Here is a 26,519-nt window from a genome sequence, read left to right as displayed (position 1 = left end):
GAGTGATGATGTTCAACCCTGTTGATCACCCCCACCGCCGTTTCAACCCGCTGACCGGCCAGTATGTGCTGGTCTCCCCCCACAGGGCCAAGCGCCCCTGGCAGGGTCAGGTCGAAAAAATAAGCCAGGCACCGAGCCAGTCCCACGATCCGGACTGCTTCCTCTGCGCGGGCAACAAGCGCGTCACCGGCGACCAGAATCCCGACTATCGGGAGACCTTCGTCTTCACCAACGACTTCGCCGCCCTGATGCAGGACACTCCGGCCGCTGGCGGCCAGCAGGATCCCCTGCTCAAGCTGGAGGCCGCCCGCGGCACCAGCCGGGTCATCTGCTTCTCGCCGGATCACGGCAAGACACTCCCCGAGCTGGCGCTGCCCGCCATAGAGGCGGTGATCAGCACCTGGATGAGCCAGGTAGCCGAGCTGTCGAGCCAGTGGGACTGGGTGCAGGTCTTTGAAAACAAGGGCGCCGTCATGGGCTGCTCCAACCCCCATCCCCATGGCCAGCTGTGGGGCTGCGACTTCCTGCCCAACGAGATAGCCCGCGAAGAGCAGCACCAGCGCGACTGGCTGGCCGAGCATGGCCGCCCCATGCTGCTCGACTATGTGGAGCGGGAACTGGCGGATCGCTCGCGCATCGTCGTGGAGACGACGCACTGGCTGGCGGTAGTGCCCTTCTGGGCAGCCTGGCCGTTCGAAACCCTGCTGCTGCCCAAGGCCCATGTGCCCTCCATGCTGGATCTCACCCGGGAGCAGCAAGAGGATCTGGCGGTGGCGCTCAAGGAGCTCACCAGTCGCTACGACAACCTGTTCGAGTGCAGCTTCCCCTACTCCATGGGCTGGCACTTCGCCCCCCCGCGCTCCGATTGCCCCGAGGCCTGGCAACTGCACGCCCACTTCTACCCGCCCCTGCTGCGCTCCGCCACGGTACGCAAATTTATGGTGGGCTTCGAGATGCTGGCCGAAACCCAGCGGGACCTGACCCCGGAACAAGCCGCAGAGCGGCTTCGTGCCCTCAGCCCCATCCATTACAACGCCAAGAATCAAGCCAATGAGGAGGCCCTATGACCCCGAGCCAACGCGTCAGCGCCGTGTTTGTCGAGCAGTTTGAGCAACAACCCGACCTGCTGGTGCGCGCCCCCGGTCGCGTCAACCTCATCGGCGAGCACACCGACTACAACGACGGCTTCGTGCTGCCCTGCGCCATCGACTACGAGACCTGCGTCGCCATCGGCCTGCGCAGCGACAACCTGGTGCACGTGATCGCCGCCGACTACGGCAACCAGCGGGACCTGTTCGATCTGGACAAGCCCATCACCCATCATCCGGACCAGCGCTGGAGCGACTACATCCGCGGCGTGGTGAAACATCTGCAGGCCCGTGGCCATGCCCTGCGCGGCCTCAACCTGGTGGTCTCCGGCAACGTCCCCCAGGGCACCGGGCTCTCCTCCTCCGCCTCCCTGGAGGTGGCCATAGGCCAGGCCTTCAAGGAGGCCCTGGGGCTTCACATCAGCCAGGCCGAGATCGCCCTCAACGGCCAGCAGGCGGAGAACCAGTTCGTCGGCTGCAACTGCGGCATCATGGATCAAATGATCTCCGCCAGCGGCAAGCAGGATCACGCCCTGCTGCTGGACTGCCGATCCCTGGAGACCCGCCTCATCCCCATGCCCGAGGATCTGGCGGTGCTGATCGTCAACTCCAACGTGCGTCGCGGCCTGGTGGACAGCGAATACAACACCCGCCGCCTGCAGTGCGAAGCGGCCGCTCGTCACTACGGGGTCAAGGCCCTGCGCGACCTGGATCTGGCCGCGCTGGAAGCGGGCAAGGCCGGGCTGGACGAGGCCTGCTACCGCCGTGCCCGCCACGTGGTGGGGGAAAACGCCCGCACCCTGGCCGCCGCCGAGGCGCTGGCCTCTGGCGATCTGGTGCGACTCGGCGAGCTGATGGGCCAGTCCCATGCCGCCATGCGGGATGACTTCGAGATTACAGTGCCCGCCATCGACGGCCTGGTGGAGATCATCAAGGCAGAGATCGGCACCCAGGGCGGCGTGCGCATGACAGGTGGCGGCTTCGGCGGCTGCGTGGTGGCCCTGTTGCGCCCGGCGCAGGTGGACGAGGTGATCGCCGTGGTCGAGGCCCAGTATCCGGCCAAGTTTGGCCTCAAGGCGGACTGCTACGTCTGCCGCGCCAGCGCCGGGGCCGGCAGGCTCTAACAGGAAGCAAATGAGTGACAGGTCACTGACCATCGAAACAGGCAAACCATGAAGACATTCGAACTGGAAAACGAGGAGGGGCTGCGCCTGCGCGGCCTCGAATTTGGCGCCACCCTCACCTCCCTCAGCCTGCCGGTGGCCGGCGTGCGGCGGGAAGTGTTGCTGGGCTGCGCCGATGAAGCCTATGCCACCCAGCAGGTGTGGCTGGGGGCGGTGGCGGGGCGCTTTGCCAACCGGATCGGCGGCGCCGAGCTGGTGCGTGGGGGCGAGCGCTGGTCCCTGGACGCCAATCAGGCCCCCCACTGCCTGCACGGCGGGCGGGCGGGATTTCATCGCCAGCACTGGCAGATCAAGGAGCGGGAGGCGGACAGAGTCAGACTGGCCCTGCTTTCAAGGGCGGGAGATCAGGGCTTCCCCGGCAACCTGAGGGTGACCCTGGAGTACCGTCTGGAGCAACAGGATCTGGTGATCGACTTCAGGGCCAGCACGGACGCGCCGACCCCGGTCAGCCTCACCAGCCACGCCTACTTCAATCTCGATGGGCACCAGGGCGGCAGCGATGGGCGCTCCGATATTCGCAATCATGCCATCCGCATCAATGCCGATCGCTTCCTGCCGACCGATGAGCGCGGTTTGCCGCTCGCCATAGCGCCGGTGGAGGGCCCCTTCGATCTGCGCAATGAGCGCCTTATCGGGCAGGATTGGCTGAGCCACCCCCAGCAGCAGCAGGCCAAGGGCTTTGACCACGCCTTTCTGCTGAACGGCCCCGAGCAGGCATGGGCGGCACGGGTAGTCTCGGGGGATGGGCAACTGGCGATGGAGGTCCATACCAATCAACCCTCCCTGCAGTTCTACACCGGCAACTGGCTGGCCAGCACACCGGACCGCAGCAGTCGGCCATACCGGGATTACGACGGTTTCTGCCTGGAGGCGCAACAGCTGCCGGACAGCCCGAACCGACCCGAGCTCGGCGACCCCTGGCTGCTGCCGGGCCAGCACTACCGCCATCAGACCCGTTACCGTCTGATCCCCGCAGACTAAGACCCCCTCCCGACCTCCCCCCTTCGAAAGGGGGAGGCGCGATGATACCCCTCCCCTTAAGAAGAGGAGGGGGGCTATTCGCCTCCTCTTGCTAACGACAGTCCACCAAGCCAACCCAGGAGCCTTGATGAACATGGATGATCACTACCTCGCCGCGCCGGATCGTTACCAGCGCCAGCCCTACCGCCCCGCCGGTCGCCACGGCCTGCGCCTGCCCGGCATAGGCCTCGGCCTCTGGCACAACTTCGGCGCCGGGAGCGATCCCGCCAGGGTGAAGGCCATGGTGCATCAGGCCTTCGATCTCGGGATCACCCACTTCGATCTCGCCAACAACTACGGGCCACCGCCAGGCTCCGCCGAGACCACCTTCGGCGGCGTGCTCAAACGCAGTCTGGCCCCCTACAGAGACGAGCTCATCATCGCCAGCAAGGCGGGTTATGTGATGTGGGATGGCCCCTACGGCGACGGCGGCAGCGCCAAGTACCTCTTTGCCAGCCTGCACCAGAGCCTGCGCCGGCTCGGGCTCGACTACCTGGACATCTTCTATCACCACAGGCCGGATCCCCGCACCCCGCTGGAGGAGACCTGTCAGGCGCTGGCGCTCATGGTGCGCCAGGGCAAGGCGCTCTATGTCGGCCTCTCCAACTACCCGGCCGAGCTTGCCGCCAGGGCGGCGACCCGGCTGGCCGAACTCGGCACCCCCTGCCTGGTCAATCAGCTCAAATACTCCCTGTTCCAGCGCGACATCGAGGCCGAGACGCTGCCGGTCTGCCGCGAGCAGGGGATGGGGGTGGTCGCCTTCTCGCCCCTGGCGGGGGGCCTGCTGAGCGATCGCTATCTGGATGGGATCCCGGCGGATTCCCGTGCCGCCAGCGCCAGCCCCTTCCTCCAGCCAGACCAGATCACCGCGGACAAGCTGGCCCGCATCCGCGCCCTCCACGCCCTGGCGCAGCAAAGGGGCCAGCCCCTGTCACAGCTGGCGTTGCAGTGGGTGCTTCGCGACCCCGTGGTGAGCTGCGCCCTGATCGGCGCCAGCAGCCCCCAGCAGATAGTGAGCGCGGTCGAGGCCCTGGCCCTGCCGCCACTGGACGAGGCGCTGCAACAACAGATCCTGGCGGTGCTGGGCTAGCAGCACTGAGGGATCATCAAACTGATGGCATCTGGCGTGATTGGCCATGTCAGAAGGTGACGGGGCGGTGACCAAGCCCGGGACCGGTCCACTAAACCGGCAGCCACTTGGTGCTGCGCCATGCAGCAGGGCCGGCCGCCGGACAGGGGCCGGAAACCGCAGAGGTCCCCCCAATATTCTCTGGTTGCCCGCGGGATTTTCCGCCATCATTGGCCGCCCCGACCCTGATCGGGGTTGATTTTATCCGGACCCATCAACCAAGAGATCTGTACCATGACCGAATCCTACGCCCTGTTTGTCGCCTTCGTGCTGGGCATAGTGGAAGGCCTGACCGAGTTTCTGCCCGTTTCCTCCACCGGCCACATGATCATCGTCGGCCACCTGCTCGGTTTCGAAGGCCCCAAGGCCGCCACCTTCGAGGTGGTGATCCAGCTGGGGTCCATCCTGGCAGTGGTGGTCATGTTCTGGCGCCGCCTGTTCGGCCTCATCGGCATCCATTTTGGCCAGAAACCGGTACAGGGTCATGCCACCCTCTCACTGATACACATCATCCTCGGCATGTTGCCCGCCGTGATCATCGGGCTGGCCATCCACAGCTGGATCAAGGCCCATCTGTTTGGCCCTGAAACCGTGATGTATGCCCTGGTGGCCGGCGGCATACTGCTCATCATCGCCGAGAAGTTCCGCCCCGCCGTCACCGCCGAAACCCTGGACGACATCAGCTACAAGCAGGCGTTCGGCATAGGTCTGTTCCAGTGCCTGGCGCTCTGGCCCGGCTTCTCCCGCTCCGGCGCCACCATCAGCGGCGGCATGCTGATGGGCATCAGTCGCCATGCGGCGGCCGAGTTCTCCTTCATCATGGCGGTGCCCATGATGATGGCGGCCAGCGGCCTGGACCTCTACAAGAGCCGCGACTTCCTCTCCCTGGCCGACTTCCCCATGTTTGCGGTGGGTTTCGTCACCGCCTTCGTGGTCGCCATGGTCGCCATCAAGACCTTCCTGGCGCTGATCCGTCGCCTCGACTTCATCCCGTTCGCCATCTACCGCTTCGTGGTGGCCTTCGCCGTCTACCTGGTATTTGTGGCCTGATCCCGAGGGATTGCCTCATGAAAAAAGGGACCTGCATGGTCCCTTTTTCTATTGCCGCCGACCTCAGTAGAGGCGATGGCTGATGCCGTTGAGCAGCCGCGACAGGCCTTTGGTGAACTGCACCGGCGCATCCTGCACCGTGTAGCAGAGGCAGCCGTCCGGGGTGTGCGGGCTGTGGGCATGGCTGGCATCGCGCCAGATGAAGTCCCCCGCCTGATAGCAGATGTCCCCCTCCTGCATGTTGCCAGCCAGCAGCAGCGTCAGCTCATAGCCCTTGTGGGTATGCTCGGGGATGCGGCCACCGGCCTCGATATGGAGCAGGCTGGCGCGGGCCCCCATCTCGTCCAGCGGCAAACTGTGCTGGCGAATGGCACCCACATGCCGCCACTTGGGCGCATGGTGGCGGGCCAGCACCCGTGGCAATCGGTAGGATTGGCCCGCGACCCGCAACTCGGGCGCCGGCTGCGCGCACTGCGCTAGCTCGGCCGGGCTGGCCACAGGCTGTTGCAGTATGCCGGCCAGCATGGCATCGAGTTCCTCCGGCATGGTCTCGCTCATCGCTGCCGGCTGATCTGCCGACTCCAGATACTGGCCGGCCAGCGCCTCTTCACAGGCCTGCAAACGGGCGGCGCACTCGGGGCAGAGCTCGCAATGGGCAGAGACGCCGACGGCCAACGGCAGGGGTAACTCGTCGGCGGCGAAGGCCCGCAACATGAGTTCGGTCGGATGGGTCTTAATCATGGCCTTGCTCCACTTGCTCTTTCAGTTTCTGTAATGCCAGCCGCAGGCGGGACTTGATGGTCCCGAGCGGCACGCCTAGCCTGTCGGCCAGCTCCTGCTGGGAAAATTCCTGCAGATAGATGCCGCGCACCACCTGCTGTTGCGGCTCCGGCAGAGTGGCGAGGTAATCTGCCATCTGGCGAGTCAGCACGGCGTCCTCCCCGCCGCTCAGGTGCTCCTCTTCGGCCCTGAACTCCAGCAGCGGCCACAGCTCCTCGGCGCAGAGATCCTCCTTGCTGGCGCGGCGGCGCCGCAGCATGTCGAAACTCTGGTTGCGCATCACTGTGTAGATCCAGGTGGTCGGCGCCCCCTTCTCGGGGTGATAGAGCCGCGCCTTCTGCCACACCAGCAACATGGTCTCCTGCACCAGCTCGAGGGCGTTGGCCTCGCTGCCGAGATGGCGTATCCCATAGCTGCGGATGCGCGGCGCGAAGTGGTGGAACAGGGCGGCGAAGGCGACCTTGTCGCCATGCTCGGCCACCCGGATGAGAAGAGACGTCAGATCGCCATCTGGGTTGTCCATGGGGGGCGATATCCTGCGTTTAGCCGATTGTGGTTGGCCAGTATAAGTCATTGCGCCATCCCTTGAATGTTGCTGTCATCACCATTACGACGGGCAGGGCAAAAGGATCACAGGGGGCGGGAATTCAATGGCTCGCGACCAGCAGGCCGCTCAGCAGGGAGAGGGCGGGTTGATTGTCCTTGGCCGCGACCAGCCACTGCTTCTGCTCCACCGGGATGGGCAGCACCTCCAGCCAGCGCTGGGCCACCCAGCTGGCGTCGTCCCAGTCGGGCTCGGGGTAGAGGGCCGCGTATTCCGGATAGTCGTTGAACACATCCTGCAGCGCCTTGGCCAGGGAGTGCTGGTCGGCCTTGAGCCGACCGCTCTGCCAGGGGGGCAGCTGCTCCACCTCGCCGACCCTCAGGCCGTCCGGCTCCTGCCACAGATCGACTATCCTGACCCGCTCCACTCCGAGCACTGTAATGCCGAGCAGACCGTCCGGCAGCAGATCGAAATCGACGATCCGCACCCGGGTGGCGATGGGATACATGTTGCGCAGGGCGTCGGGCTGGCGGGGGTCCAGCATGCAGAGCGCAAACTCCCGCTCCCGCACCTCGGCTATCATGCGCTGATACCTGGGCTCGAAGATCCGCAGCGGCATGATGCCGCCGGGCAGCAGGTGAGCGGAGAGTGGAAACAGCACCAATGTCATCGGGGTCGTCCTCTAGTAACGTCCTCCAAGGATACGACCGCTGAGCGGGGCGGGATCATTCAGACCAAATTGGAATAAATACCCCCTTAACAATCAGGGGAAAATAGCCTGGACAAGCCGCTTCGATATGCAGTAAAAATGGATAACCACCACTTATTCAAATCAATATTCTGCAATGTGGTGAAAAACGCAGTGAAATATCCGCCACCCCAAGGGGGTCGGGCCATTCCTATAGTTTTCTCGGCCCGATGCGGGTAAAATTCACGCCCTTATCCAGTCAGTCATTTTTCGACGCGCAACCTCGGTGGTCAGTTATGAAAGAGCATATTCATCATCTACTTGAACAAACGGTAGCCAATCTCAAGTCAGCGGGCGTCCTGCCGGCCGACCTGGAAGCCCGGGTGCAAGTAGACCGATGCAAGGAGAAGGCTCACGGCGACCTGGCCACCAACCTGGCCATGCTGCTGGCCAAACCGGCCCGCAAGAACCCCCGTGAGCTGGCCGCTGCCATCATAGAGCACCTGCCCGCCTCCGATCTGATCGCCAAGGTCGAGATCGCCGGTCCCGGTTTCATCAACTTCTTCTTCGACCCGAGCTGGCTGGCCGGTCAGGTTGAGGCCATGGTGACCAGCGCCAACGCCAACGTGAAGCTGCCGACCCCGCAGACAGTGGTGGTGGACTACTCCGCCCCCAACGTGGCCAAGGAGATGGCGGTGCACCACATCCGCTCCACCGTCCTCGGTGACGTGGGTGCTCGCGCGCTCGAGTTCCTCGGCCACAAGGTGATCCGAGCCAACCACATCGGCGACTGGGGTACCCAGTTCGGCATGCTGATCGCCTACCTGGAGAAGATGGAGAACGAGCACGCCTCCGACATGGCGCTCAAGGATATCGAAGCCTTCTACACCCAGGCCAAGCGTTGCTACGACGAGGACGAGGACTTCGCCAAGCGCGCCCGCAACTATGTGGTCAAGCTGCAGGGTGGTGATGAGTACTGCCGCACCATGTGGAAGAAGCTGGTCGATATGACCATGGAGCAGAACCAGCGCAACTACGATCGCCTGAATGTCTCCCTGTCCAACAAGGACATCATGGGCGAGTCCATGTACAACGACATGCTGCCCCAGATAGTGGCCGACCTGAAGGCCAAGGGCCTCGCGGTCGAGAGCGAAGGGGCCACCGTCGTCTTCCTGGACGAGTTCAAGAACAAGGATGGCGAGCCCATGGGCGTCATCATCCAGAAGAGCGATGGCGGTTTCCTCTACACCACCACCGACATCGCCTGTGCCAAGTACCGTTATGAAACTCTGGGCGCCGACCGGGTCATGTACTTCATCGACTCCCGTCAGCACCAGCACCTGATGCAGGCCTGGACCATCACCCGCAAGGCGGGCTATGTGCCGGAATCCGTACCGCTCGAGCACCACGCCTTCGGCATGATGCTGGGCAAGGACGGCCGTCCCTACAAGACCCGCTCCGGCGGTACCGTCAAGCTGGTCGAGCTGCTGGACGAAGCCGAAGAGCGTGCGAGCGCCCTGCTGGAGAGCCGCAACAGCGATCTCTCTGCCGAAGAGAAGGCCAAGGTGGTGCACGCCATCGCCATGGGCGCGGTCAAGTATGCGGATCTCTCCAAGAACCGCACCACCGACTACATCTTCGACTGGGACATGATGCTGTCGTTCGAAGGCAACACTGCCCCTTACCTGCAGTACGCCTACACCCGCATCCAGTCCATCTTCCGCAAGGCGAACATAGATGCCGAGGCCCTGACCGGCCACGTGACCCTGAACGAAGAGGCGGAAGAGACCCTGGCCCAGAAGCTGATCCAGTTCTCAGACGCGGTCAACGGCGTGGCGGACAAGGGCATGCCGCACCTGCTCTGCACCTATCTGTACGAGCTGTCCGGCAACTTCATGACCTTCTACGAAGCCTGCCCGATCAACAAGGACGGCGTGGACGAAGCGACCCGCAACAGCCGCCTGCTGCTGTGTGCCGCCACCGCCAAGGTGCTCAAGCTGGGCCTCGGCGTTCTGGGCATCCATACCCTGGAGCGCATGTAATAGATGGCGACCCGGGATTACGTCGGCAACAGCCCGAGACGACGGGCCGGTGGTCGTAACATCAAGAAAGCGGCACCTCGCCGCTTTCCTGTTATCCCGGCACTGCTGGCCGGGGCCCTGGTCGTCGGCTTTGGCGCCTTCCTTTACCTGATCAACGGCAAGGGGGCGGATGCCCCCACCATAGAAGAGCAGGTGAAGGCCAACAAACCCAAGGCACAGGGTCATACCCTGCCTCAGGAGAAGTGGAGCTACATCGAACGGCTGGAGAACAAGCAGGTGGACATCATAGAGCCGCCGCCCCAGCCGGGCGTGCTGCCGCCACCGCCTGCCGAGACCCTCACCCTGCAACCCGAGAAGCTGCCGCAGCCGGTACCGACCGAGATCCCCCAACCGGGGACCCCTATCGGTCAGGTGAAGCCCTTCCAGCCGCAGCCGGTGCAACCCACCAAGCCGGCCACCGGTGCCCCGGTCGCCAGCGCACGAGTGCAGGTGATCGACCAGAAGGCCGAGCGTGAGCGGATGGAGCGGGAGATCCGTGCCGAGCTGGAGCGGGAACGCGCCGAAGCCGCCAGGGCCAAGGCGGCGACCCAGACGGCGGCAGCCGACAGCGGTCGTTACATGATGCAGTGCGCCGCCCTGCGCTCGCAGGATTCCGCCGAATCGCTCAAGGCGCGCATCGCCTTCGGTGCCGGCCTCTCCTCCAGCCTGCAGGTGGTCAATGGCGCCAATGGCACCGTCTACAAGGTGATGGTGGGCCCCTTCAGCGGCAAGGCGGCGGTCGATGCGGCCAACCGCAAGCTGCAGGGCTCCGGCATCAGCGGCTGCATTCCCAAGAAAGGCTAGCCACACAGCCAGTCAAGAAGGGCCGGGGGACAACCCCGGCCCTTCTCCTTTCGACTCCCCTCTCCCTCGCCGGCATGGCCTCCCCCTTTCTCCCGACAACAGGCAGGCTTGAAAAGCCGGTTTGCCATCCCCATCTTTCTTGCCATGCACAGTCCGGCCGTCATTCGGCTCAAGCGAGGTAAGTAAAGTGACTACCATAGTTTCCGTCCGCCGCAACGGCCAGGTCGTGATCGGCGGTGATGGCCAGGTCTCCCTCGGCAACACCGTCATGAAGGGCAACGCCCGCAAGGTTCATCGTCTCTACAACGGCAAGGTGCTGGCAGGTTTTGCCGGCGGCACCGCCGACGCCTTCACCCTGCTCGAGCGTTTCGAAGCCAAACTGCAGGCCCATCAGGGCAACCTGGAGCGCGCCGCCGTGGCGCTGGCCAAGGACTGGCGCACCGATCGCGCCCTGCGCCGCCTCGAAGCCCTGCTGGCGGTCGCCGACGAGCACAAGTCCTTCATCATCACCGGCAACGGTGACGTGGTGCAGCCGGAGCATGATCTGATCGCCATCGGCAGCGGCGGCAACTTCGCCCAGTCCGCCGCCATCGCCCTGCTGGAAAACACCGATCTGGATGCCAGGACCATAGTCGAGAAGTCCCTCAAGATTGCGGGCGACATCTGCGTCTTCACCAACGGCAACCACACCATCGAAGTGCTGGACTACAGCGCCAAGTAAGGGCGCCCGTCAGCCAACTCATTCTCCAAGGGGTGGGCCCTGCCCGCCCCGGATACAGGAACTCCATCATGTCCGAGATGACCCCGAGAGAAATCGTCCACGAGCTGGACCGTCATATCATCGGTCAGGCCGATGCCAAGCGCGCGGTGGCCGTGGCCCTGCGCAACCGCTGGCGCCGGATGCAGCTCAGCGAAGAGATGCGCCATGAAGTGACCCCGAAAAACATCCTGATGATAGGCCCGACCGGGGTCGGCAAGACCGAGATCGCCCGTCGTCTGGCCAAGCTCGCCAACGCCCCCTTCATCAAGGTGGAAGCGACCAAGTTCACCGAAGTGGGCTATGTGGGCAAGGAAGTGGACAGCATCATCCGCGATCTCACCGATGTCGCCATCAAGCTGGTGCGCGAGACCGAGATGGAGAAGATGAAATACCGCGCCGAGGAAGCCGCCGAGGAGCGCATCCTCGACGCCCTGCTGCCAAACCCGCGCAACAGCTGGGGCGAGGAGGAGAAGGCCGACAACTCCAACACCCGCCAGATCTTCCGCAAGAAACTGCGGGAAGGTCAGCTGGATGACAAGGAGATCGAGCTGGATCTCGCCGCCACCCCCATGGGCGTCGACATCATGACCCCGCCGGGCATGGAAGAGATGGCCAACCAGCTGCAGGGGCTGTTCCAGAACCTGGGCCAGCAGCAGAAGAAGAAGCGCAAGATCAAGGTCAAGGAGGCCATGAAGGCGCTGATCGAAGAGGAGGCGGCCCGCCTGGTCAACCCGGAAGAGCTGAAGCAGAAGGCCATTGCCGCGGTCGAGAACAACGGCATCGTCTTCCTCGACGAGATCGACAAGATCTGCAAGCGCGGCGAGAGCTCGGGCCCCGATGTCTCCCGCGAAGGGGTGCAGCGCGATCTGCTGCCCCTGGTCGAGGGTTGCACCGTCAACACCAAGCACGGCATGGTCAAGACAGACCATATCCTGTTCGTCGCCTCCGGCGCCTTCCAGGTGGCCCGTCCGTCGGACCTCATCCCCGAGCTGCAGGGTCGCCTGCCGATCCGGGTCGAGCTGACCGCCCTCACCACCCATGACTTCGAGCGGATCCTGACCGAGCCGAACGCCTCCCTGACCGATCAGTACCAGGCGCTGATGGCCACCGAAGGGGTCAAGATCGAGTTCACCCAGGACGGCATCCGCCGTCTGGCCGAGGCGGCCTGGCAGGTCAACGAGCGCACCGAGAACATAGGGGCCCGCCGTCTGCACACAGTGATGGAGCGGCTGATGGAAGACATCTCCTACGACGCCTCCGAGAAGTCCGGCGAGACCTTCGTCATCGACACCGACTACGTCAACGCCCACCTGGGTGCCCTGATCGAGGACGAGGATCTGAGCCGCTATATTCTGTAAGCTCGCCCCTCCCGATAAAACGCCTCCCTTCGCGGAGGCGTTTTTGTATGCGTTTCTGCTCCAGCTCAGGCGCTGACCGGCACCGCCTCCCGGCGGCGACCCACCAGCCAGAGCGCCAGGCCAATCAGCAGGGCGCTCAGGGCGAAGAGGGCCCTGGTGCCGAACACCAGCTCGCTGGCCAGGGTCAGGTCCTGCTCACCCACCAGGGCGGCGAACAGGCCGCCGAGCCCGGCCACCCCGGTCAGCTGACCCAGATTGCGCGACAGGGTCAGCAGACCGGCCACTGCGCCCCGGGTCTGCTCACTCGCCCCACCCACCACGGCACTGTTGTTGGCGGTCTGGAACAGGGCATAACCTGCGGTCAGCAGCAGTATGGGCAGCAGATAGCCGAGCGGGCCGAACTGCCCCGCCGCCCCGGCCAGGGCGAGGGCCGCAGTCCCCATGACTGCCAGCCCCAGCCGGACCACCTGGCGCGCACCCAGCCTGTCCACCAGCCAGCCGGCGGGCATGCCCGTCAGGGCCGCCAGCAGGGGTCCGCCCGATATCATCAGGCCGACAGTCCCGAGACTGAGGCCGAAGACCCCCCTCAGGTAGAAGGGGCCTATGAGCAGGGTCAGCACCATGACGCTGGCCACCAGGGCGCTGGCGACAAGGCCGTTGCCAAGCCCCGGGGCCCCCAGCAACGCCAGCGGCAGCAGGGGAACAGGGGCGCGGCGCTCGCGGCGAACGAACGAGGCCGTGACCAGCAGGGCCCCCGCCCCCCACCAGAGGGCCAGGGCCCCCCCCAGGGTCAGCGCCAGGCCGTAGCAGAGCAGGGCCGCCACCAGCAGTGACAGGCTCGCGAGGTTCATCCCCTCCTTTTGTGGCGAGGAGCCGTCCCGGGGCAAGCCGAGCCAGGCACAGCCCAGCGCCAGCAGGCTGAGGGGCACCAGCAGCAGGAAGGGGGCCTGCCAGCCAAAGCCGGCCGTCAGCAGGCCGCCAAAGGAGGGGCCGAGCGCCGTGCCGCAGGCCGACAGGGTACCGAGCAGCCCCATACCCCAGCCCCGCCGCGCCGGCGACACCAGCTGGCCCACCATGGCCAACGCCAGGGAGAGCATGCAGGCCGCAGCGACCCCCTGCAGGGCACGGGCCGCGATCAGCCAGCCTATGGTCGGCGCCAGGGCGCACAGCAACGAGGCCAGCGCAAAGAGCCCCAACCCCAGGAGCAGCAGACGACACCGACCGAACCTGTCCCCCAGTCGGCCGGCCACCACAGTCAGGCAGGTGATCCCCAGCAGATAGGCCACCAGCACCCACTGCAGGCTGGCAAAGGGCACCGCAAAGGCCTGCCCCAGGGCGGGCAGCACCATGTTGGCCAGGCTCCCCGACAGCATGGGCAGCAGGGTGGCGAGGCCGAGCGCCAGCAGCCCGAGGCGGCGGGTGGCAGGGGTCGGGAGAGAATTGAGTGATGACATGGCATGATCTTCGGCAGAGGATGATGCCCACAAGGCTAGCGGGGGGCATGAGCAGGCGGAAGACGCACGACTTGCAACTTATAGCTGCACGAGACGCCATATGAAGAGCGGGGTTCTCGCGTATGATGAAGCCAACCGGCCGTCATGGGTCATCACCCGGGATCCCCGGCTCGGCGAGGGCAATGCCATGAATACCCCCGACTTCAATCTGCTGCTGACCCTGGATGCGCTGCTGGATGAGGGCAGCGTGGCGGGTGCCGCCAGACGACTCTCCCTGAGCCCCTCCGCCATGAGCCGGGCCCTGGCCAGGCTGCGGGAGACCACGGGTGACCCCCTGCTGGTGCGGGCGGGTCGGGGTCTGGTGCCCACGCCGCGGGCCCTGGCCCTGCGCGCTCAGGTCAGCCAGCTGGTGCAGGATGCGCACGCCGTGCTGCGCCCCCAGCAGGAGGTGGATCCTGCGAGCCTGGAACGCACCTTTCGTCTGAGGTCCAGCGACGGCTTCGTGGAGGCGGTCGGTCCTGCCCTGCTGGCCCGGCTCGCCACCGAGGCCCCCGGGGTCAGGCTGCACTTCCTGGCCAAACCCGACAAGGAGAGCGGCCCCCTGCGCCGCGGCGAACTGGATTTCGAAACCGGCGTCATAGGTGCTGAGACTGCGCCCGAGCTACGTACCCAGGCGTTGTTTCAGGACCACTTCGTCGCCGTGGTGCGGCCGGGCCACCCCCTGTGCGAGGGCCCCCTGACCGCCGCCCGCTATGCCGCCGCCCGCCACATACTGGTGTCGCGGCGCGGGCAGGAGCAGGGCCCCATAGACGAGTCCCTGGCGCGCCTCGGGCTGACACGCGCGGCGGCGACCCTGGTCCCCGGCTTTGCCACTGCCCTGGCCCTGGTGCGGGGCAGCGACCTGGTGGCGACCGTGCCCGAGCGGCACTGCGCCGCCCTGCACGCCGATCTGGTGACCCTGCCCCTGCCCTTACCCCTGCAGGGGATCAGGGTCGCCCTGATCTGGCACCCCAGTCAGGACGCCGACCCGGCTCACCGCTGGCTGCGCACCCTCATTCGCGAGATCTGCGCCCAGGCCCCCTATGGAGGGGACACCAGGGAGAGCTGATCCCCCCCGGCGGCAGACCACTCCACCTGCGGGCCGCCCGGGGAGTACGGCGCGGCTGCCCGGGATCCCGAGGGCTCCGGCCCGCTGCACCCGCCCTTTCCCTCCGTCCACTGAGCCGCTCACCCCTCGTTCAAAAAAAGATCGACCCGCCCTCTTCCCTCGAATTTATACATGCGTATAATTCAGATCAAAATCCGTGCAACAGGAGCGCTGCTAGATGCACCCCACTCGTCAAAAACTGCTCGATACCGGCCTTGCGATCGCCACCGACAAGGGGCTGCGCGGCCTCACTGTACGCGAGCTGGCGGCGGCGGCCGAGATCAATCTCGGCACCTTCGTCTACCACTTCGGCAACCGTGACACCTTTATCGACGAGCTGGTGGAGCTCTGGTATGCCCCCCTCTATGACGAACTCAAGACGGTGGCTACCCGTGGTTCCTACCCCTCCGCCATCGCCACCTTCGAGGCCACCATGGAGGCGTTGATCGGACTGGTAGCGCGCCAGCGCGGCTTCATCAACCACCTGTTTGGCGATGCCCTGGCTGGCGAGCGCGCGGCCCAGCGCTTTCTGCTGACCCTGCCGCGCCGCCACCCCCTGCTGCTGCTCGAGCAGGTTCAGAAGGCGCAGGCGGAGGGATCCCTGGTGGCGGGCCACCCGCTGCAGCTGATGATCTTCATCATGGGCTCGGTGGGCCTGCCCCTGGTGATCGCCGGCGGTGGTCGCCAGCTCGGCTGGCTGCCTCCGGAGGCGGCGCCGTTTTTGTCCCAGATAGACAACCCCGAGGCCGCCCGGCAACGCCTGGTATGGGCCCTGCGCGGCCTGCGCCGCCCCGAAGGAGATCCCGCATGAAACAACGCATCGCCATCCTGGTCCTGCTGCTATCCGTCATCGGTGGCTACCTCTGGTGGCAGGGTCGCCCGGCCGACGGCTCCATCCTCTACGGCAACGTCGACATCCGCGATGTGAACCTGGCATTCAGGGTCGGCGGCAGGGTCAGCGAGGTGCTGGTCGATGAGGGGGATAGCGTAAAAGCGGGTCAACCGCTGGCCCGTCTCGATCCCGTGCCCCTCGCCCACGAGCGCGACAGCGCCCGCGCCAATCTGGCCGCGATCGAAGCAACCAACGCCTTGATGCACAAAGGGTATCGCAGCGAAGAGCGCGATCGCGCGCGGGCCGAGCTGGCAGCCGCCGAGGCGGCTGCGCTGGAGGCAGAGCAGCAATGGCGTCGCCAGAGCGCGCTGGCGGCGACCGGCGCCATCTCCCGTGGCCAGCTCGACAGCGCCCGCTCCCAGCGGGATCAGACCCAGGCCCAGGTGCGCGCCGCCCGCGAGCAGCTCGGCCAGCTCGAGACCGGCTACCGTCCGGAGGAGATAGCCCAGTCCGATGCCCAGCTGCAAGGAGCCAAAGCCGCGCTGGCCAGTGCAGAGCTGGCGCTCGCCGACGCCGTGCTGACCGCCCCGAGCGACGGCATCCTCCTCACCCGCGCCATCGAGACCGGCAGCATGGTGCAGCCGGGGGCCACCGCCTTCAACCTCTCACTGACAGCGCCGGTCTGGGTGCGCGCCTATGTGGAGGAGCCCTGGCTCGGCCACTTCCCGAGCGGCGCCAGGGTGACTCTCACCACAGACTCGCGGCCGGACAAGCCCTATCAGGGGGTGGTGGGCTTTGTCTCCCCCACCGCCGAGTTCACCCCCAAATCCGTGGAGACGCCGGACCTGCGCACCCACCTGGTCTACCGGCTGCGCATCGTGGTACAGGATCCTGACTCTGCCCTGCGCCAGGGGATGCCGGTCACCGTCAGGCTGGCCCCATGAGCAGCGCCATCTCAATTGAGGGGCTCACCAAACGCTTCGGCGATCGGGTGGCTCTCAACGCCATCTCGGCCACCATTCCGACTGGCGGCATCACGGGCCTGGTGGGGCCGGACGGCGCGGGCAAGAGCACCCTGCTGCGCCTGCTGGCCGGTCTGCTGGTACCGGAGGCCGGGGAAATCCGGGTGCTGGGGCTGGATCCGGTGCGCGAGGGGGATGCCCTGCGTCAGCGCCTCGGCTACATGCCCCAGCAGTTCGGGCTCTACGAGGATCTCAGCGTGCAGGAGAACCTCACCCTCTACGCCGACTTGCGCGGGGTATTGGAGCCAGAGCGCAGCCCCACCTTTGCGCGCCTGCTCGCCTTCACCGATCTCGCCTGCTTCACCGCACGGCCGGCGGGCAAGCTGTCGGGGGGGATGAAACAGAAGCTGGGGCTGGCCTGCGCCCTGCTCGGCACCCCGGACGTGCTGCTGCTGGACGAGCCCGGGGTCGGGGTCGATCCCATCTCCCGCCGCGCCCTCTGGCAGATGGTGCGCGAGCTGGCCCAGGGAGGCATGACGGTGCTCTGGAGCACCGCCTACCTCGATGAAGCCGAGCTGTGCGACCACGTGCTGCTGATGGCGGACGGTGCTGTGCGCACCAGCGGCACGCCAACCGATCTGATGGGGGCCATGGCGAGCCGCTGCTGGCTGCTGGAGGCGGGGCAACTGGACGGCCGGGAGCGGCGCGCCCTGTTGCGCCGCTCCCTGGCCCACCCGGCTGTGATGGACGGCACTGTGGCGGGGGAGCGGGTGCGCCTGCTGCTGCATCCGGGCCAGATGCCGCCTCCCCTGGCGGAGCTCGGCCTCTCGGAGGGTGGCTTCGTACCGACCCCTGCGCGGCTCGAGGATGCCTTTATCGATCTGCTGGGGGGCGGCCCGGGTGGGGAATCCAGCCTGGCGCAGCTGATGCGCGAGGCCAGCCTGCCCGAGGGGGTATCCCCGGAGGCGGTGATCGAGGCGCGCAGCCTCACCAAGCGTTTCGGCGATTTCACCGCCACCGATGACGTCAGCTTCGCGGTGCGCCGGGGGGAGATCTTCGGCCTGCTCGGCCCCAACGGGGCGGGCAAGTCCACCACCTTCAAGATGGAGTGCGGCCTGCTGCGCCCAAGCAGCGGGCAGGCGCTGGTGACCGGCATCGATCTGGCCCGCAGCCCCTCGGCGGCGCGTCAGCACCTCGGCTACATGGCCCAGAAATTCTCCCTCTACAAGCAGCTCACCGTGGCCCAGAACCTGTCGTTCTTCGCCGGCATCTACGGCCTGTTCGGTCGCCAGCAGCAGACGCGCATCGACGCCATGGTGAAGGCGTTCGCCCTCGGCCCCTGGCTCGGCCAGCAGACGGAATCCCTGCCCCTTGGCCTGCGCCAGCGCCTATCGCTGGCCTGCGCCCTGCTCCACGAGCCGCCGCTGCTGTTTCTCGACGAGCCCACCTCAGGGGTCGATCCCGTGACCCGGCGGGAGTTCTGGTCCCACATCAACGCCCTGGCCGATCACGGCGTCACCGTGCTGGTCACCACCCACTTCATGGACGAGGCGGAGTATTGCGATCGCATCGCCCTCATCTACCGCGGTCGCCTGCTGGCGCTCGGCACCCCGGACGAACTCAAGGGGTTGGCGGCCAAAGACGCAGCAACTTCTTTGCCCACCCCTTCATTGCCAACAATGGAAGAGGCCTTTATCACGCTAGTCGAGCAGGCCAGCGAGGAGGACGCATGAGCATCAACCGCCGCCGACTGCTGGCCCTGTGCCGCAAGGAGTCTCTGCAAATAGTGCGCGACCCCAGCAGCATCCTCATCGCATTCATCATGCCCGTGGTGCTGCTGGTGGTGATGGGTTACGCCATCAACCTGGACGTGGACCACCTGCGGCTCGGCATCTGGCGCACCGATAGCGGCGCCCCGGCGGTGCGGCTGGAGCAGGCCCTTCGCGGCTCCACGGCGCTGGAAATCCACGGCGGTCCGAGCAAGGCGGCGCTGCTCGCCAGCCTGGAGCGCGGCGAGATCCGCGGCCTGCTGGTGATCGATGACGGCTTCTCCGCCGCCCTGGCCGGTCAGGGGGATGGCACGCCGAAGGCCCTGCTGCTCACCGACGGCTCCGAACCCAACACGGCGAACTTCGTCACCAACTACGTGCAGGGGATCTGGCAGGGGTGGCTCGCCAGGGAGGGGGTCTCCCTGCCAGTGGCGGTGGAGAGCCGCGCCTGGTTCAACCCTGCGCTGGTGAGCCGCAACTTCCTGGTGCCGGGTTCCATCGCCGTGGTGATGACCATCATAGGTGCCCTGCTCACCTCCCTGGTGGTGGCCCGGGAGTGGGAGCGCGGCACCATGGAGGCGCTGCTCGCCACCCCGGTGACCAAGACAGAGCTGCTGCTCTCCAAGCTGTTGCCCTACTACGGGCTCGGCATCGCCGCCATGCTCATCTGCCTGCTCTTCTCGGTGGCCGTGATGGGGGTGCCCTGGCGCGGCTCGCTGATAGCCCTGTTCGTGCTCACCACCCTGTTTCTAGGCAGCGCCCTCGGGCTCGGGCTCTTTCTCTCCACAGTGATGCGCAGCCAGTTCAACGCCGCCCAGGCCGCACTGACGGCAGCCTTCCTGCCGGCCATGATGCTCTCGGGCTTCGTGTTCGAAATCGCCAGCATGCCGCCCCTGCTGCGAGCCATCACCCACCTGATCCCGGCCCGCTACTTCGCGAGCTCGTTGCAGACCCTCTACCAGGCGGGCAACGTGCTCTCCATCCTGCTGGTCAACGGCGTCTGCCTGTTGCTGCTGGCCGCCTTCTGGCTGGCCCTCACCGCCCGCAAGACGCGGCGCACCCTGGAGTAAACATGCTGATCCGACTCTGGTGGCTGATCCGAAAAGAGCTGCAGGCCCTGATGGGGAATACCCAGGGGCGCTTCCTGCTCATCATGCCGGTGCTGCTGCAAACCGCCCTCTTCCCCTTCGCCGCCACCCTGGAGGTGACCGGCAACACGCTCGCCATCTACGACCAGGATGGGGGGGCGCAGAGCCGGGAGCTCATCGAGCGCCTCACCCACATGCCCGCCTTCACCACTGTGGTGCCGGTGGCGGGCGAGGCGGGGATGACAGATGCCATCACCGGGCAGCAGGCGCTGATCGGCCTCATCATCCCGCAGGATTTCTCACGCCGTCTGGCCAGGGGCGAACAGGCCAGGCTGCAACTCATCATCGACGGGCGACGCTCCAACGGGGGTCAGGTGGCGGCGGGCTACATCAATCAGGTGATCGCCCGCTGGCAGAGCGAGGGCAAGGCGCAGCCCGAACTGGCGGTGCGCCACCTCTACAACCCCAACATCGAGTTCAGCTGGCACGTGCTCCCCTCCCTGGTGGCCATCATCACCACCATAGGCTGCCTCATCGTCACCGCCCTGTCGGTGGCGCGGGAGCGGGAAGAGGGCACCTTCGATCAGTTGCTGGTCTCTCCCCTCACCCCGGGCTGGATCATGGCGGGCAAGGCGGTTCCCGGCATTCTGGTGGCGGTGGGCCAGGGCGCCATAGTCGCGCTGGCGGCCCGCTTCCTCTATCAGGTGCCGTTTGGCGGCAGCACCACGCTGCTGATGGCGGGCATGGTCTGCTACGGCCTGGCGCTGGCGGGGATAGGGCTCTTCGTCTCGTCCCTCTGTTCGACCCAGCAGCAGGCGTTTCTCGGGGTCTTCTCCTTCATGGTGCCAGCGGTGATCCTCTCGGGTTATGTCTCCCCCATCGAGAACATGCCGCTGTTGTTCCAGTGGCTGGCGGCCGTGGATCCCCTCAGCCACTTCATCCTGCTACTCAAGGGGGTCTTCCTCAAGGATCTCGGCTGGTCGGCGGCCTGGCCCCTGCTCTGGCCCCTGCTCGCCATCGCCGGTGTCACCCTCTCCCTGGCGCTGGCCATGTTCCGCCGCCATATCGCCTGATGACCCGGCCCCTGCCAGGGGTCGGCCTCTTGCCCGCCAGGCCGGAACTCAACCGGGGCCGCGCCGGGCACGGAAACCATCAACTGGTATACCCATTTATGTATAAGTTTGAATTTCCTCGAATTACCCCTGAGGAGATATATAAATAGACACTTGATTTGCATCAATCGACCGCCCCCGCCGACTCGGTAGCCTAGCCTCAGAATGATGTTTTATTACTCCAAACTTGAGGCAACTATGAGCAAAGTCAGACTGGTCGTTGTGGGCAACGGCATGGTGGGGCACCGCTTCATCGAAGAGCTGATCGAGCGGGCCGATCCGGACCGGTTCGAGATCACCGTCTTCGGTGCAGAACCCCGTCCCGCCTACGATCGCGTCCATCTCTCCTCCTACTTCTCCCACCACACCAGCGAAGATCTCTCCCTCGTCAAACCCGGCTTCTACGACAAGCACGGCATCCGCCTGCTGCTCGGCGAAGCGGTGAAAAAAATCGACAGGGCCAACCGCGAGGTGCACTCCAACAAGGGCACTGTGGTCGGGTACGACAAGCTGGTGCTGGCCACCGGCTCCTACCCCTGGGTGCCGCCCATCCAGGGCAGCCAGCACCACGAGTGCTTCGTCTACCGCACCATAGAGGATCTGAAAGCCATTCGCAGCGCCGCCAGGAGCGGCAAGAGCGGGGTGGTGATCGGGGGCGGTCTGCTTGGCCTCGAAGCCGCCGGCGCCCTCAAGGCACTGGGTCTCGAGACCCACGTGGTGGAGTTTGCCCCTGTGCTGATGGCCGAGCAGCTCGACGGTCAGGGCGGCCAGCTGCTGCGCCGCAAGATTGAATCCATGGGGGTGCAGGTGCACACCAGCAAGAGCACCAGCGAGATCCTGATGCACGGCGGCAAGGAGGCCACACACCGCCTCGCCTTCGCCGACGGCAGCCAACTGGAAGTAGACGTGGTGGTCTTCTCCACCGGCATACGCCCGCAGGACACCCTCGGCCATTATTGCGAACTGGCCATAGCCGAGCGTGGCGGCGTAGCTGTCGACGATCACTGCCTCACCTCCGACCCCGACATCTACGCCATCGGCGAATGCGCCGCCTGGCAGGGCCGCTTCTTCGGCCTGGTGGCGCCCGGCTACAAGATGGCCCAGATCACCGTCGACCATCTGCTCGGCGGCGACAGCCGTTTCGAAGGGGCGGACATGAGCGCCAAGCTCAAGCTGCTCGGCGTCTCCGTCGGCTCCATTGGAGATGCCCACGGCCGCACCCCTGGCAGCCACAGCTATGTGTTCCAGGATGACCAGGCCGGCGTCTACAAGAAGATAGTGGTGAGCGAAGACAACAGCCGTCTGCTCGGCGCCGTGCTGGTGGGTGACGTGGATGACTACGGCAACCTGCTGCAGCTGATGCTCAACGCCATGCCGCTGCCGAGCCACCCGGATACCCTGATCCTGCCCGCCTACGCCGGGGCCAAGCCGACCCTGGGAGTGGACGCCCTGCCCGCAAGCGCCCAGATCTGCTCCTGCTTCGACGTCTCCAAGGGCGACATCGCCCAGGCCGTGGCCGAGGGTCACACCACCCTGGCAGCCATCAAGCAGCACACCAAGGCCGGTACCGGCTGCGGCGGCTGCGTGCCCCTCATCAGCCAGGTGCTCAACGCCGAGCTGGTGAAGCAGGGCATCGAGGTCAACAACCACCTCTGTGGCCACTTCCCCCATTCCCGTCAGGAGCTGTTCCACCTGGTCAAGGTGGAGGGGATCAAGAGCTTCGAGGAGCTGCTGGCCAAACACGGTCAAGGCCATGGCTGCGAGGTGTGCAAACCGACCGTCGGCTCCATCCTCGCCTCCTGCTGGAACGACTATGTGCTGAGCCCGCTCAATACCCAGCTGCAGGACACCAATGACATCTTCCTCGGCAACATGCAAAAGGACGGCAGCTACTCCGTCATCCCGCGCATGGCCGGTGGTGAAGTGACCCCGGAAGGCTTGCTGGCGGTGGCCGAAGTGGCCCGCGACTACAAGCTCTACACCAAGATCACCGGCGCCCAGCGCATCGGCCTGTTCGGGGCCCAGAAGGATGATCTGCCCGCCATCTGGCGCAAACTGCTGGCGGCCGGTTTCGAGACAGGTCAGGCCTACGCCAAGGCGCTGCGCATGGCCAAGACCTGCGTCGGCAGCACCTGGTGCCGCTTCGGCGTGCAGGACAGCGTCGGCCTCGGGGTCTTCCTCGAGAACCGCTACAAAGGCATTCGCACCCCCCACAAGATGAAGTTCGGTGTCTCCGGCTGTACCCGCGAATGCGCGGAAGCCCAGGGCAAGGACGTCGGCATCATAGCCACCGACGCGGGCTGGAACCTCTATGTGGGCGGCAACGGCGGCATGAAACCGCGCCACGCCGACCTGCTCGCCTCGGACCTGGACCGCGAGACCCTGATCAAGCTGATCGACCGCTTTATGATGTTCTACGTCACCAGCGCCGACAAACTGCAGCGCACCTCGGTCTGGCTCGGCAATCTGGAAGGGGGCGTCGACTACCTGCGCGAGGTGATAGTCGACGACAAGCTGGGACTGGCCGAGACGCTGGAGCGCGATATCCAGACCCTGATCGACAGCTACGAGTGCGAATGGTCGCGCACCCTCAACGAAGAGGAAGCCCTCAAACGCTTCAGCCACTTCATCAACAGTGACAAGCGCGACCCGGACGTCCAGTTTGTCACCGAGCGCGATCAGCACAGACCGGCCACCCCGGCTGAGCGCATCCCCGTCTACCAGATCGAGGTGGAGACCAAATGATGAAATTAGCCTGCCAACTCAACGAAATCCTACCGGGAACCGGCGTCTGTGCACTCATTGAAGGTCGCCAGAATATGCCTGTTTCGCTCGATGTGGAGGTTCAATCATGAAATTCGCCTGCCAACTCAACGACATCCAGCCGGGAACCGGTGTATGCGCCTTGCTGGAAGGGCGCCAGATTGCCCTGTTCCGCCCGAGCGTGGCCGCCGAGGTGTTCGCCATCGACAACCGGGACCCCTTCTTCGCCGCCAACGTGCTGTCGCGCGGCATCGTAGGTGAACACGAGGATGAGCTCTGGGTCGCCAGCCCGCTCAAGAAGCAGCACTTCCGTCTGCGCGACGGCCACTGCCTCGAGAATGCGGCCATGTCCGTGCAGGGCTATGCCGTCGAAGTGCGCGACCAGCAGGTCTGGGTCGCCGTCTAACATAAGACCCCACCCCGGCCCTCCCCTTCGAAAGGGGAGGGAGCAAAAAGCACCTCCCCCTTAGCAAGGGGGAGGCAGGGAGGGGTTGAAAAAACAGTCAGAGCTGCCCGCGGGCGGCCCGCTTAAAGAGAACCAGCATGTATACAGACACCATCAACAAGTGCGCCGCCAACGCGGCCCGCATCAACCGCTTCGAGCGCAGCGACAAGCTCGGCTTCTGGCTCAGCTCCGCCATGGCGGGGGCCTATGTGGGCCTCGGCATCATACTCATCTTCACCCTCGGCAATCTGGTGGATCCCGCCATCCGGCCGCTGGTGATGGGGGCCACCTTCGGCATAGCCCTCACCTTAGTTGTCATCGCCGGCTCCGAGCTGTTCACCGGCCACACCATGTTCCTCACCTTCGGGGTGAAGACGGGCAAGATCGCCATGGCCGACCTGCTGCGCATCCTGCCGCAGACCTGGGCCGGCAACCTGCTCGGCTCCATAGCAGTGGCGCTGATCTACTCCTACGGCGGCAGCCTGCTGCCGGACGCGGGCAGCCTGGCGCACAAGGTCGCGCTGGCCAAGACCCAGGCACCGGCGCTGACCCTGTTTATGAAGGGGATCCTCTGCAACTGGCTGGTCTGCCTCGCCATCTGGATGGCGCTGCGCACCGAGGGTGCCGCCAAGTTCATCGCCATCTGGTGGTGCCTGCTGGCCTTTATCGCCTCCGGCTACGAGCACTCCATCGCCAACATGACCCTGTTCGCTCTCTCCTGGTTTGGCGCCCACTCCGAGGCCTACACCCTGGGCGGCATCGGCCACAACCTGCTGTGGGTGACCCTCGGCAACACCGTCTCCGGCGCCCTCTTCATGGGCCTCGGCTACTGGTATGCCACCCCCAAGGCTGAGCGCCCGGTCGCGGTGAGCGAGACCACCTCCACTGCCAGCCAGACCCAAACCGCCTGATCCGGAGGCCCCATGGACTACTTGCCCATCTTTTGCCGACTCGACAACAAACCCGTGCTGCTGGTCGGCGGCGGCGAGGTAGCAGAGCGCAAGGCGCGCCTGCTGCTGGATGCCGGTGCCCAGCTCACAGTGGTCGCGCCCGAGCTCGACCCCGAGCTGGCGGAACTGGCTACCAACGGCAGCATCGAGTGGCTGGCCGGTGAATTTGCATCGGAACAACTGGCGGGCAAGTGGCTGGTGGTGGCCGCCACCGATCGGCGCGAGGTGAATGCGCTGGTTTACCAGAGCGCCAATCAGGCGCGGATCTTCGCCAACGTGGTGGATGACCCGAAACGCTCCAGCTTCATCATGCCGTCGATCATCGATCGCTCGCCGCTGATGGTGGCCATCTCCTCCGGCGGCAAGGCGCCTGTGCTGGCCCGCTTGCTGCGGGAAAAACTGGAAGCCCTGCTGCCCCAGCATCTGGGTGCCGTAGCGGCCTTCGCCGGTGGCCTGCGGGAGCGGGTCAAGGCCCGCTTCGCCACCATGGGCGAGCGGCGCCGCTTCTGGGAACGGCTGCTCGGGGCGGATCGGCTCGGGCAGGCGCTGGCGCGGGGGGATGGCGCCTCGGCCAATCAGCTGGCCGACAGCCTGTTTGCCGAGGAGAGCAAGGCTCACGGCGAAGTCGTGCTGGTCGGTGCTGGCCCCGGCGATCCGGGCCTGCTCACCCTGCACGCCCTGCGCCAGATGCAGCAGGCGGACGTGGTGGTCTATGACCGGCTGGTTTCCGACGAGGTGATGGCGCTGGTGCGTCGGGATGCCAAGCGCATCTTCGTCGGCAAGCAGGCGGGCCACCACTGCGTGCCGCAGGAGGGCATCAACCAGCTCTTGCTGGAGGAGGCGAAGAAGGGCCAGCGGGTGGTGCGGCTGAAGGGAGGTGACCCCTTCATCTTCGGCCGTGGCGGCGAGGAGCTGGAGACGCTCGTTGGTACTGGCATCGGCTTTCAGGTGGTGCCGGGGATCACGGCGGCGAGCGGCTGCGCCGCCTACGCCGGCATTCCGCTGACCCACAGAGATCACGCCCAGAGCGTGCGCTTCGTCACCGCCCACGGCAAAGGGGGCGCCCGGGATCTCGACTGGCCCCTGCTGGCCAAGGACAAACAGACCCTGGTGTTCTATATGGGGCTTTCGTCTTGCGCCGTGATCCGTGAGCAACTGCTGGCCCACGGCAAGGGGGGCGACACCCCGGTGGCGCTGATCGAACGCGGCACCCAGCCGAGCCAGCGGGTCATTCGCGGCACCCTCGACCAGTTACCCGAGCTGGCGGTCGGGGTCGAGAGCCCAGCCCTTATCATGGTGGGTTCAGTGGTGACGCTGGCGGACAAGCTCGCCTGGTTCGGCCAGGGCAATGACGCAGCGCGGATCGCGGCATCGGCCTGAGACTGCGCCCAACGCCAATATTGAAAGCGCCACCTTGGGGTGGCGTTTCTTTATCCTGCATTTACTGTCATAACCTCTTGTTTTGAATTTGGTATCCTATGTAGCAAGGCCATCCGGCCAACCGAATTCAG

Annotated in this window: 23 protein-coding genes; 19 read left to right on the top strand and 4 right to left on the bottom strand. The window is 65.7% G+C overall.

Features of this window, described 5'->3' with window-relative positions; genetic code table 11:
- Positions 1-8 precede the first annotated feature (8 nt).
- The 5 genes from ACB030_RS08970 (at position 9) to bacA (ending at position 5,471) form a co-directional block, all read left to right on the top strand.
- Positions 9-1,067, top strand: coding sequence for a UDP-glucose--hexose-1-phosphate uridylyltransferase (locus ACB030_RS08970; RefSeq protein WP_371159176.1), 1,059 nt, complete (start codon positions 9-11; stop codon positions 1,065-1,067).
- Positions 1,064-2,212, top strand: a complete 1,149-nt coding sequence (gene galK / locus ACB030_RS08965) for a galactokinase (RefSeq protein ID WP_371159174.1) — start codon at positions 1,064-1,066, stop codon at positions 2,210-2,212. The genes ACB030_RS08970 and galK overlap by 4 nt, the downstream gene beginning before the upstream one ends.
- Before the next feature lie 48 nt (positions 2,213-2,260).
- Complete coding sequence (gene galM, locus ACB030_RS08960) at positions 2,261-3,253, top strand: galactose-1-epimerase (RefSeq protein ID WP_371159172.1); 993 nt, start codon at positions 2,261-2,263, stop codon at positions 3,251-3,253.
- A 133-nt stretch (positions 3,254-3,386) separates the two neighbouring features.
- A complete protein-coding gene (locus ACB030_RS08955) occupies positions 3,387-4,382 on the top strand; it encodes an aldo/keto reductase (RefSeq protein WP_371159268.1) in 996 nt (331 codons plus the stop codon).
- A gap of 273 nt (positions 4,383-4,655) precedes the next feature.
- Complete coding sequence (gene bacA, locus ACB030_RS08950) at positions 4,656-5,471, top strand: undecaprenyl-diphosphate phosphatase (protein WP_205642932.1); 816 nt, start codon at positions 4,656-4,658, stop codon at positions 5,469-5,471.
- Positions 5,472-5,534: 63 nt separating this feature from the next.
- Here bacA and ACB030_RS08945 read toward each other — a convergent pair whose 3' ends face one another.
- From ACB030_RS08945 to ACB030_RS08935, 3 genes are all read right to left on the bottom strand, one after another.
- Positions 5,535-6,212 carry a ChrR family anti-sigma-E factor gene (locus ACB030_RS08945; protein ID WP_371159170.1) on the bottom strand — a complete coding sequence of 226 codons (678 nt, stop codon included), beginning with the start codon at positions 6,210-6,212 and terminating at the stop codon, positions 5,535-5,537.
- Positions 6,205-6,774, bottom strand: coding sequence for a sigma-70 family RNA polymerase sigma factor (locus tag ACB030_RS08940; RefSeq protein ID WP_205642931.1), 570 nt, complete (start codon positions 6,772-6,774; stop codon positions 6,205-6,207). The genes ACB030_RS08945 and ACB030_RS08940 overlap by 8 nt, the downstream gene beginning before the upstream one ends.
- A 124-nt stretch (positions 6,775-6,898) precedes the next feature.
- Positions 6,899-7,465, bottom strand: coding sequence for an LON peptidase substrate-binding domain-containing protein (locus tag ACB030_RS08935; protein ID WP_371159167.1), 567 nt, complete (start codon positions 7,463-7,465; stop codon positions 6,899-6,901).
- A 314-nt stretch (positions 7,466-7,779) separates the two neighbouring features.
- Here ACB030_RS08935 and argS point away from each other — a divergent pair, with 314 nt between their 5' ends.
- From argS to hslU, 4 genes are all read left to right on the top strand, one after another.
- Entirely contained in the window at positions 7,780-9,525 is a 1,746-nt protein-coding gene (argS, locus tag ACB030_RS08930; RefSeq protein WP_371159165.1) for an arginine--tRNA ligase, read from the top strand.
- Between the two features lie 3 nt (positions 9,526-9,528).
- Entirely contained in the window at positions 9,529-10,368 is an 840-nt protein-coding gene (locus ACB030_RS08925) for an SPOR domain-containing protein (protein WP_371159163.1), read from the top strand.
- 187 nt (positions 10,369-10,555) lie between these two features.
- Complete coding sequence (gene hslV / locus ACB030_RS08920; protein ID WP_025328697.1) at positions 10,556-11,089, top strand: ATP-dependent protease subunit HslV; 534 nt, start codon at positions 10,556-10,558, stop codon at positions 11,087-11,089.
- A gap of 68 nt (positions 11,090-11,157) precedes the next feature.
- Entirely contained in the window at positions 11,158-12,486 is a 1,329-nt protein-coding gene (gene hslU / locus ACB030_RS08915; protein WP_005328414.1) for an HslU--HslV peptidase ATPase subunit, read from the top strand.
- A 65-nt stretch (positions 12,487-12,551) separates the two neighbouring features.
- On the opposite strand, the gene ACB030_RS08910 is transcribed toward hslU, so the two are convergent.
- Entirely contained in the window at positions 12,552-13,940 is a 1,389-nt protein-coding gene (locus ACB030_RS08910) for an MFS transporter (protein ID WP_371159160.1), read from the bottom strand.
- Between the two features lie 187 nt (positions 13,941-14,127).
- Here ACB030_RS08910 and ACB030_RS08905 point away from each other — a divergent pair, with 187 nt between their 5' ends.
- The 10 genes from ACB030_RS08905 to cysG all read left to right on the top strand — a co-directional run bounded on the left by ACB030_RS08905 (position 14,128) and on the right by cysG (position 26,388).
- Positions 14,128-15,048: a LysR family transcriptional regulator gene (locus ACB030_RS08905; protein ID WP_371159266.1), complete on the top strand. Its 921-nt coding sequence runs from the start codon at positions 14,128-14,130 to the stop codon at positions 15,046-15,048.
- 217 nt (positions 15,049-15,265) lie between these two features.
- Positions 15,266-15,898 carry a TetR/AcrR family transcriptional regulator gene (locus ACB030_RS08900; RefSeq protein WP_371159158.1) on the top strand — a complete coding sequence of 211 codons (633 nt, stop codon included), beginning with the start codon at positions 15,266-15,268 and terminating at the stop codon, positions 15,896-15,898.
- Complete coding sequence (gene hlyD, locus ACB030_RS08895) at positions 15,895-16,863, top strand: secretion protein HlyD (protein ID WP_371159156.1); 969 nt, start codon at positions 15,895-15,897, stop codon at positions 16,861-16,863. Before ACB030_RS08900 ends, hlyD begins: the two co-directional genes overlap by 4 nt.
- Positions 16,860-18,614, top strand: a complete 1,755-nt coding sequence (locus ACB030_RS08890; RefSeq protein WP_371159154.1) for an ATP-binding cassette domain-containing protein — start codon at positions 16,860-16,862, stop codon at positions 18,612-18,614. Before hlyD ends, ACB030_RS08890 begins: the two co-directional genes overlap by 4 nt.
- Complete coding sequence (locus tag ACB030_RS08885) at positions 18,611-19,720, top strand: ABC transporter permease (RefSeq protein ID WP_371159152.1); 1,110 nt, start codon at positions 18,611-18,613, stop codon at positions 19,718-19,720. The genes ACB030_RS08890 and ACB030_RS08885 overlap by 4 nt, the downstream gene beginning before the upstream one ends.
- Positions 19,721-19,722: 2 nt before the next feature.
- Positions 19,723-20,811, top strand: a complete 1,089-nt coding sequence (locus ACB030_RS08880) for an ABC transporter permease (protein ID WP_371159150.1) — start codon at positions 19,723-19,725, stop codon at positions 20,809-20,811.
- 237 nt (positions 20,812-21,048) lie between these two features.
- The gene (gene nirB / locus ACB030_RS08875; protein ID WP_371159149.1) at positions 21,049-23,595 is read left to right on the top strand and encodes a nitrite reductase large subunit NirB; all 2,547 of its coding nucleotides are present in this window, start codon (positions 21,049-21,051) and stop codon (positions 23,593-23,595) included.
- Positions 23,596-23,701: 106 nt separating this feature from the next.
- The gene (gene nirD / locus ACB030_RS08870) at positions 23,702-24,019 is read left to right on the top strand and encodes a nitrite reductase small subunit NirD (protein WP_371159147.1); all 318 of its coding nucleotides are present in this window, start codon (positions 23,702-23,704) and stop codon (positions 24,017-24,019) included.
- A 137-nt stretch (positions 24,020-24,156) separates the two neighbouring features.
- Positions 24,157-24,969 carry a nitrite transporter NirC gene (nirC, locus tag ACB030_RS08865; protein ID WP_371159145.1) on the top strand — a complete coding sequence of 271 codons (813 nt, stop codon included), beginning with the start codon at positions 24,157-24,159 and terminating at the stop codon, positions 24,967-24,969.
- Positions 24,970-24,981: 12 nt separating this feature from the next.
- Positions 24,982-26,388, top strand: a complete 1,407-nt coding sequence (gene cysG / locus ACB030_RS08860; protein WP_371159143.1) for a siroheme synthase CysG — start codon at positions 24,982-24,984, stop codon at positions 26,386-26,388.
- Positions 26,389-26,519 lie beyond the last annotated feature (131 nt).

It is taken from the genome of Aeromonas sp. S16(2024), from assembly GCF_041403065.1.
Lineage (GTDB): Bacteria > Pseudomonadota > Gammaproteobacteria > Enterobacterales > Aeromonadaceae > Aeromonas.
This window is presented reverse-complemented; position numbering and strand designations above follow the sequence as displayed.

What these genes read in the sequence shown, in the direction of transcription:
- ACB030_RS08970 (WP_371159176.1), top strand. Translation starts at nt 9, where the DNA reads ATGTTCAACCCTGTTGATCACCCCCACCGCCGTTTCAACCCGCTGACC.
- galK (WP_371159174.1), top strand. Translation starts at nt 1,064, where the DNA reads ATGACCCCGAGCCAACGCGTCAGCGCCGTGTTTGTCGAGCAGTTTGAG.
- galM (WP_371159172.1), top strand. Translation starts at nt 2,261, where the DNA reads ATGAAGACATTCGAACTGGAAAACGAGGAGGGGCTGCGCCTGCGCGGC.
- ACB030_RS08955 (WP_371159268.1), top strand. Translation starts at nt 3,387, where the DNA reads ATGGATGATCACTACCTCGCCGCGCCGGATCGTTACCAGCGCCAGCCC.
- bacA (WP_205642932.1), top strand. Translation starts at nt 4,656, where the DNA reads ATGACCGAATCCTACGCCCTGTTTGTCGCCTTCGTGCTGGGCATAGTG.
- ACB030_RS08945 (WP_371159170.1), bottom strand. Translation starts at nt 6,212, where the DNA reads ATGATTAAGACCCATCCGACCGAACTCATGTTGCGGGCCTTCGCCGCC.
- ACB030_RS08940 (WP_205642931.1), bottom strand. Translation starts at nt 6,774, where the DNA reads ATGGACAACCCAGATGGCGATCTGACGTCTCTTCTCATCCGGGTGGCC.
- ACB030_RS08935 (WP_371159167.1), bottom strand. Translation starts at nt 7,465, where the DNA reads ATGACATTGGTGCTGTTTCCACTCTCCGCTCACCTGCTGCCCGGCGGC.
- argS (WP_371159165.1), top strand. Translation starts at nt 7,780, where the DNA reads ATGAAAGAGCATATTCATCATCTACTTGAACAAACGGTAGCCAATCTC.
- ACB030_RS08925 (WP_371159163.1), top strand. Translation starts at nt 9,529, where the DNA reads ATGGCGACCCGGGATTACGTCGGCAACAGCCCGAGACGACGGGCCGGT.
- hslU (WP_005328414.1), top strand. Translation starts at nt 11,158, where the DNA reads ATGTCCGAGATGACCCCGAGAGAAATCGTCCACGAGCTGGACCGTCAT.
- ACB030_RS08910 (WP_371159160.1), bottom strand. Translation starts at nt 13,940, where the DNA reads ATGTCATCACTCAATTCTCTCCCGACCCCTGCCACCCGCCGCCTCGGG.
- ACB030_RS08905 (WP_371159266.1), top strand. Translation starts at nt 14,128, where the DNA reads ATGAATACCCCCGACTTCAATCTGCTGCTGACCCTGGATGCGCTGCTG.
- ACB030_RS08900 (WP_371159158.1), top strand. Translation starts at nt 15,266, where the DNA reads ATGCACCCCACTCGTCAAAAACTGCTCGATACCGGCCTTGCGATCGCC.
- hlyD (WP_371159156.1), top strand. Translation starts at nt 15,895, where the DNA reads ATGAAACAACGCATCGCCATCCTGGTCCTGCTGCTATCCGTCATCGGT.
- ACB030_RS08890 (WP_371159154.1), top strand. Translation starts at nt 16,860, where the DNA reads ATGAGCAGCGCCATCTCAATTGAGGGGCTCACCAAACGCTTCGGCGAT.
- ACB030_RS08885 (WP_371159152.1), top strand. Translation starts at nt 18,611, where the DNA reads ATGAGCATCAACCGCCGCCGACTGCTGGCCCTGTGCCGCAAGGAGTCT.
- ACB030_RS08880 (WP_371159150.1), top strand. Translation starts at nt 19,723, where the DNA reads ATGCTGATCCGACTCTGGTGGCTGATCCGAAAAGAGCTGCAGGCCCTG.
- nirB (WP_371159149.1), top strand. Translation starts at nt 21,049, where the DNA reads ATGAGCAAAGTCAGACTGGTCGTTGTGGGCAACGGCATGGTGGGGCAC.
- nirD (WP_371159147.1), top strand. Translation starts at nt 23,702, where the DNA reads ATGAAATTCGCCTGCCAACTCAACGACATCCAGCCGGGAACCGGTGTA.
- nirC (WP_371159145.1), top strand. Translation starts at nt 24,157, where the DNA reads ATGTATACAGACACCATCAACAAGTGCGCCGCCAACGCGGCCCGCATC.
- cysG (WP_371159143.1), top strand. Translation starts at nt 24,982, where the DNA reads ATGGACTACTTGCCCATCTTTTGCCGACTCGACAACAAACCCGTGCTG.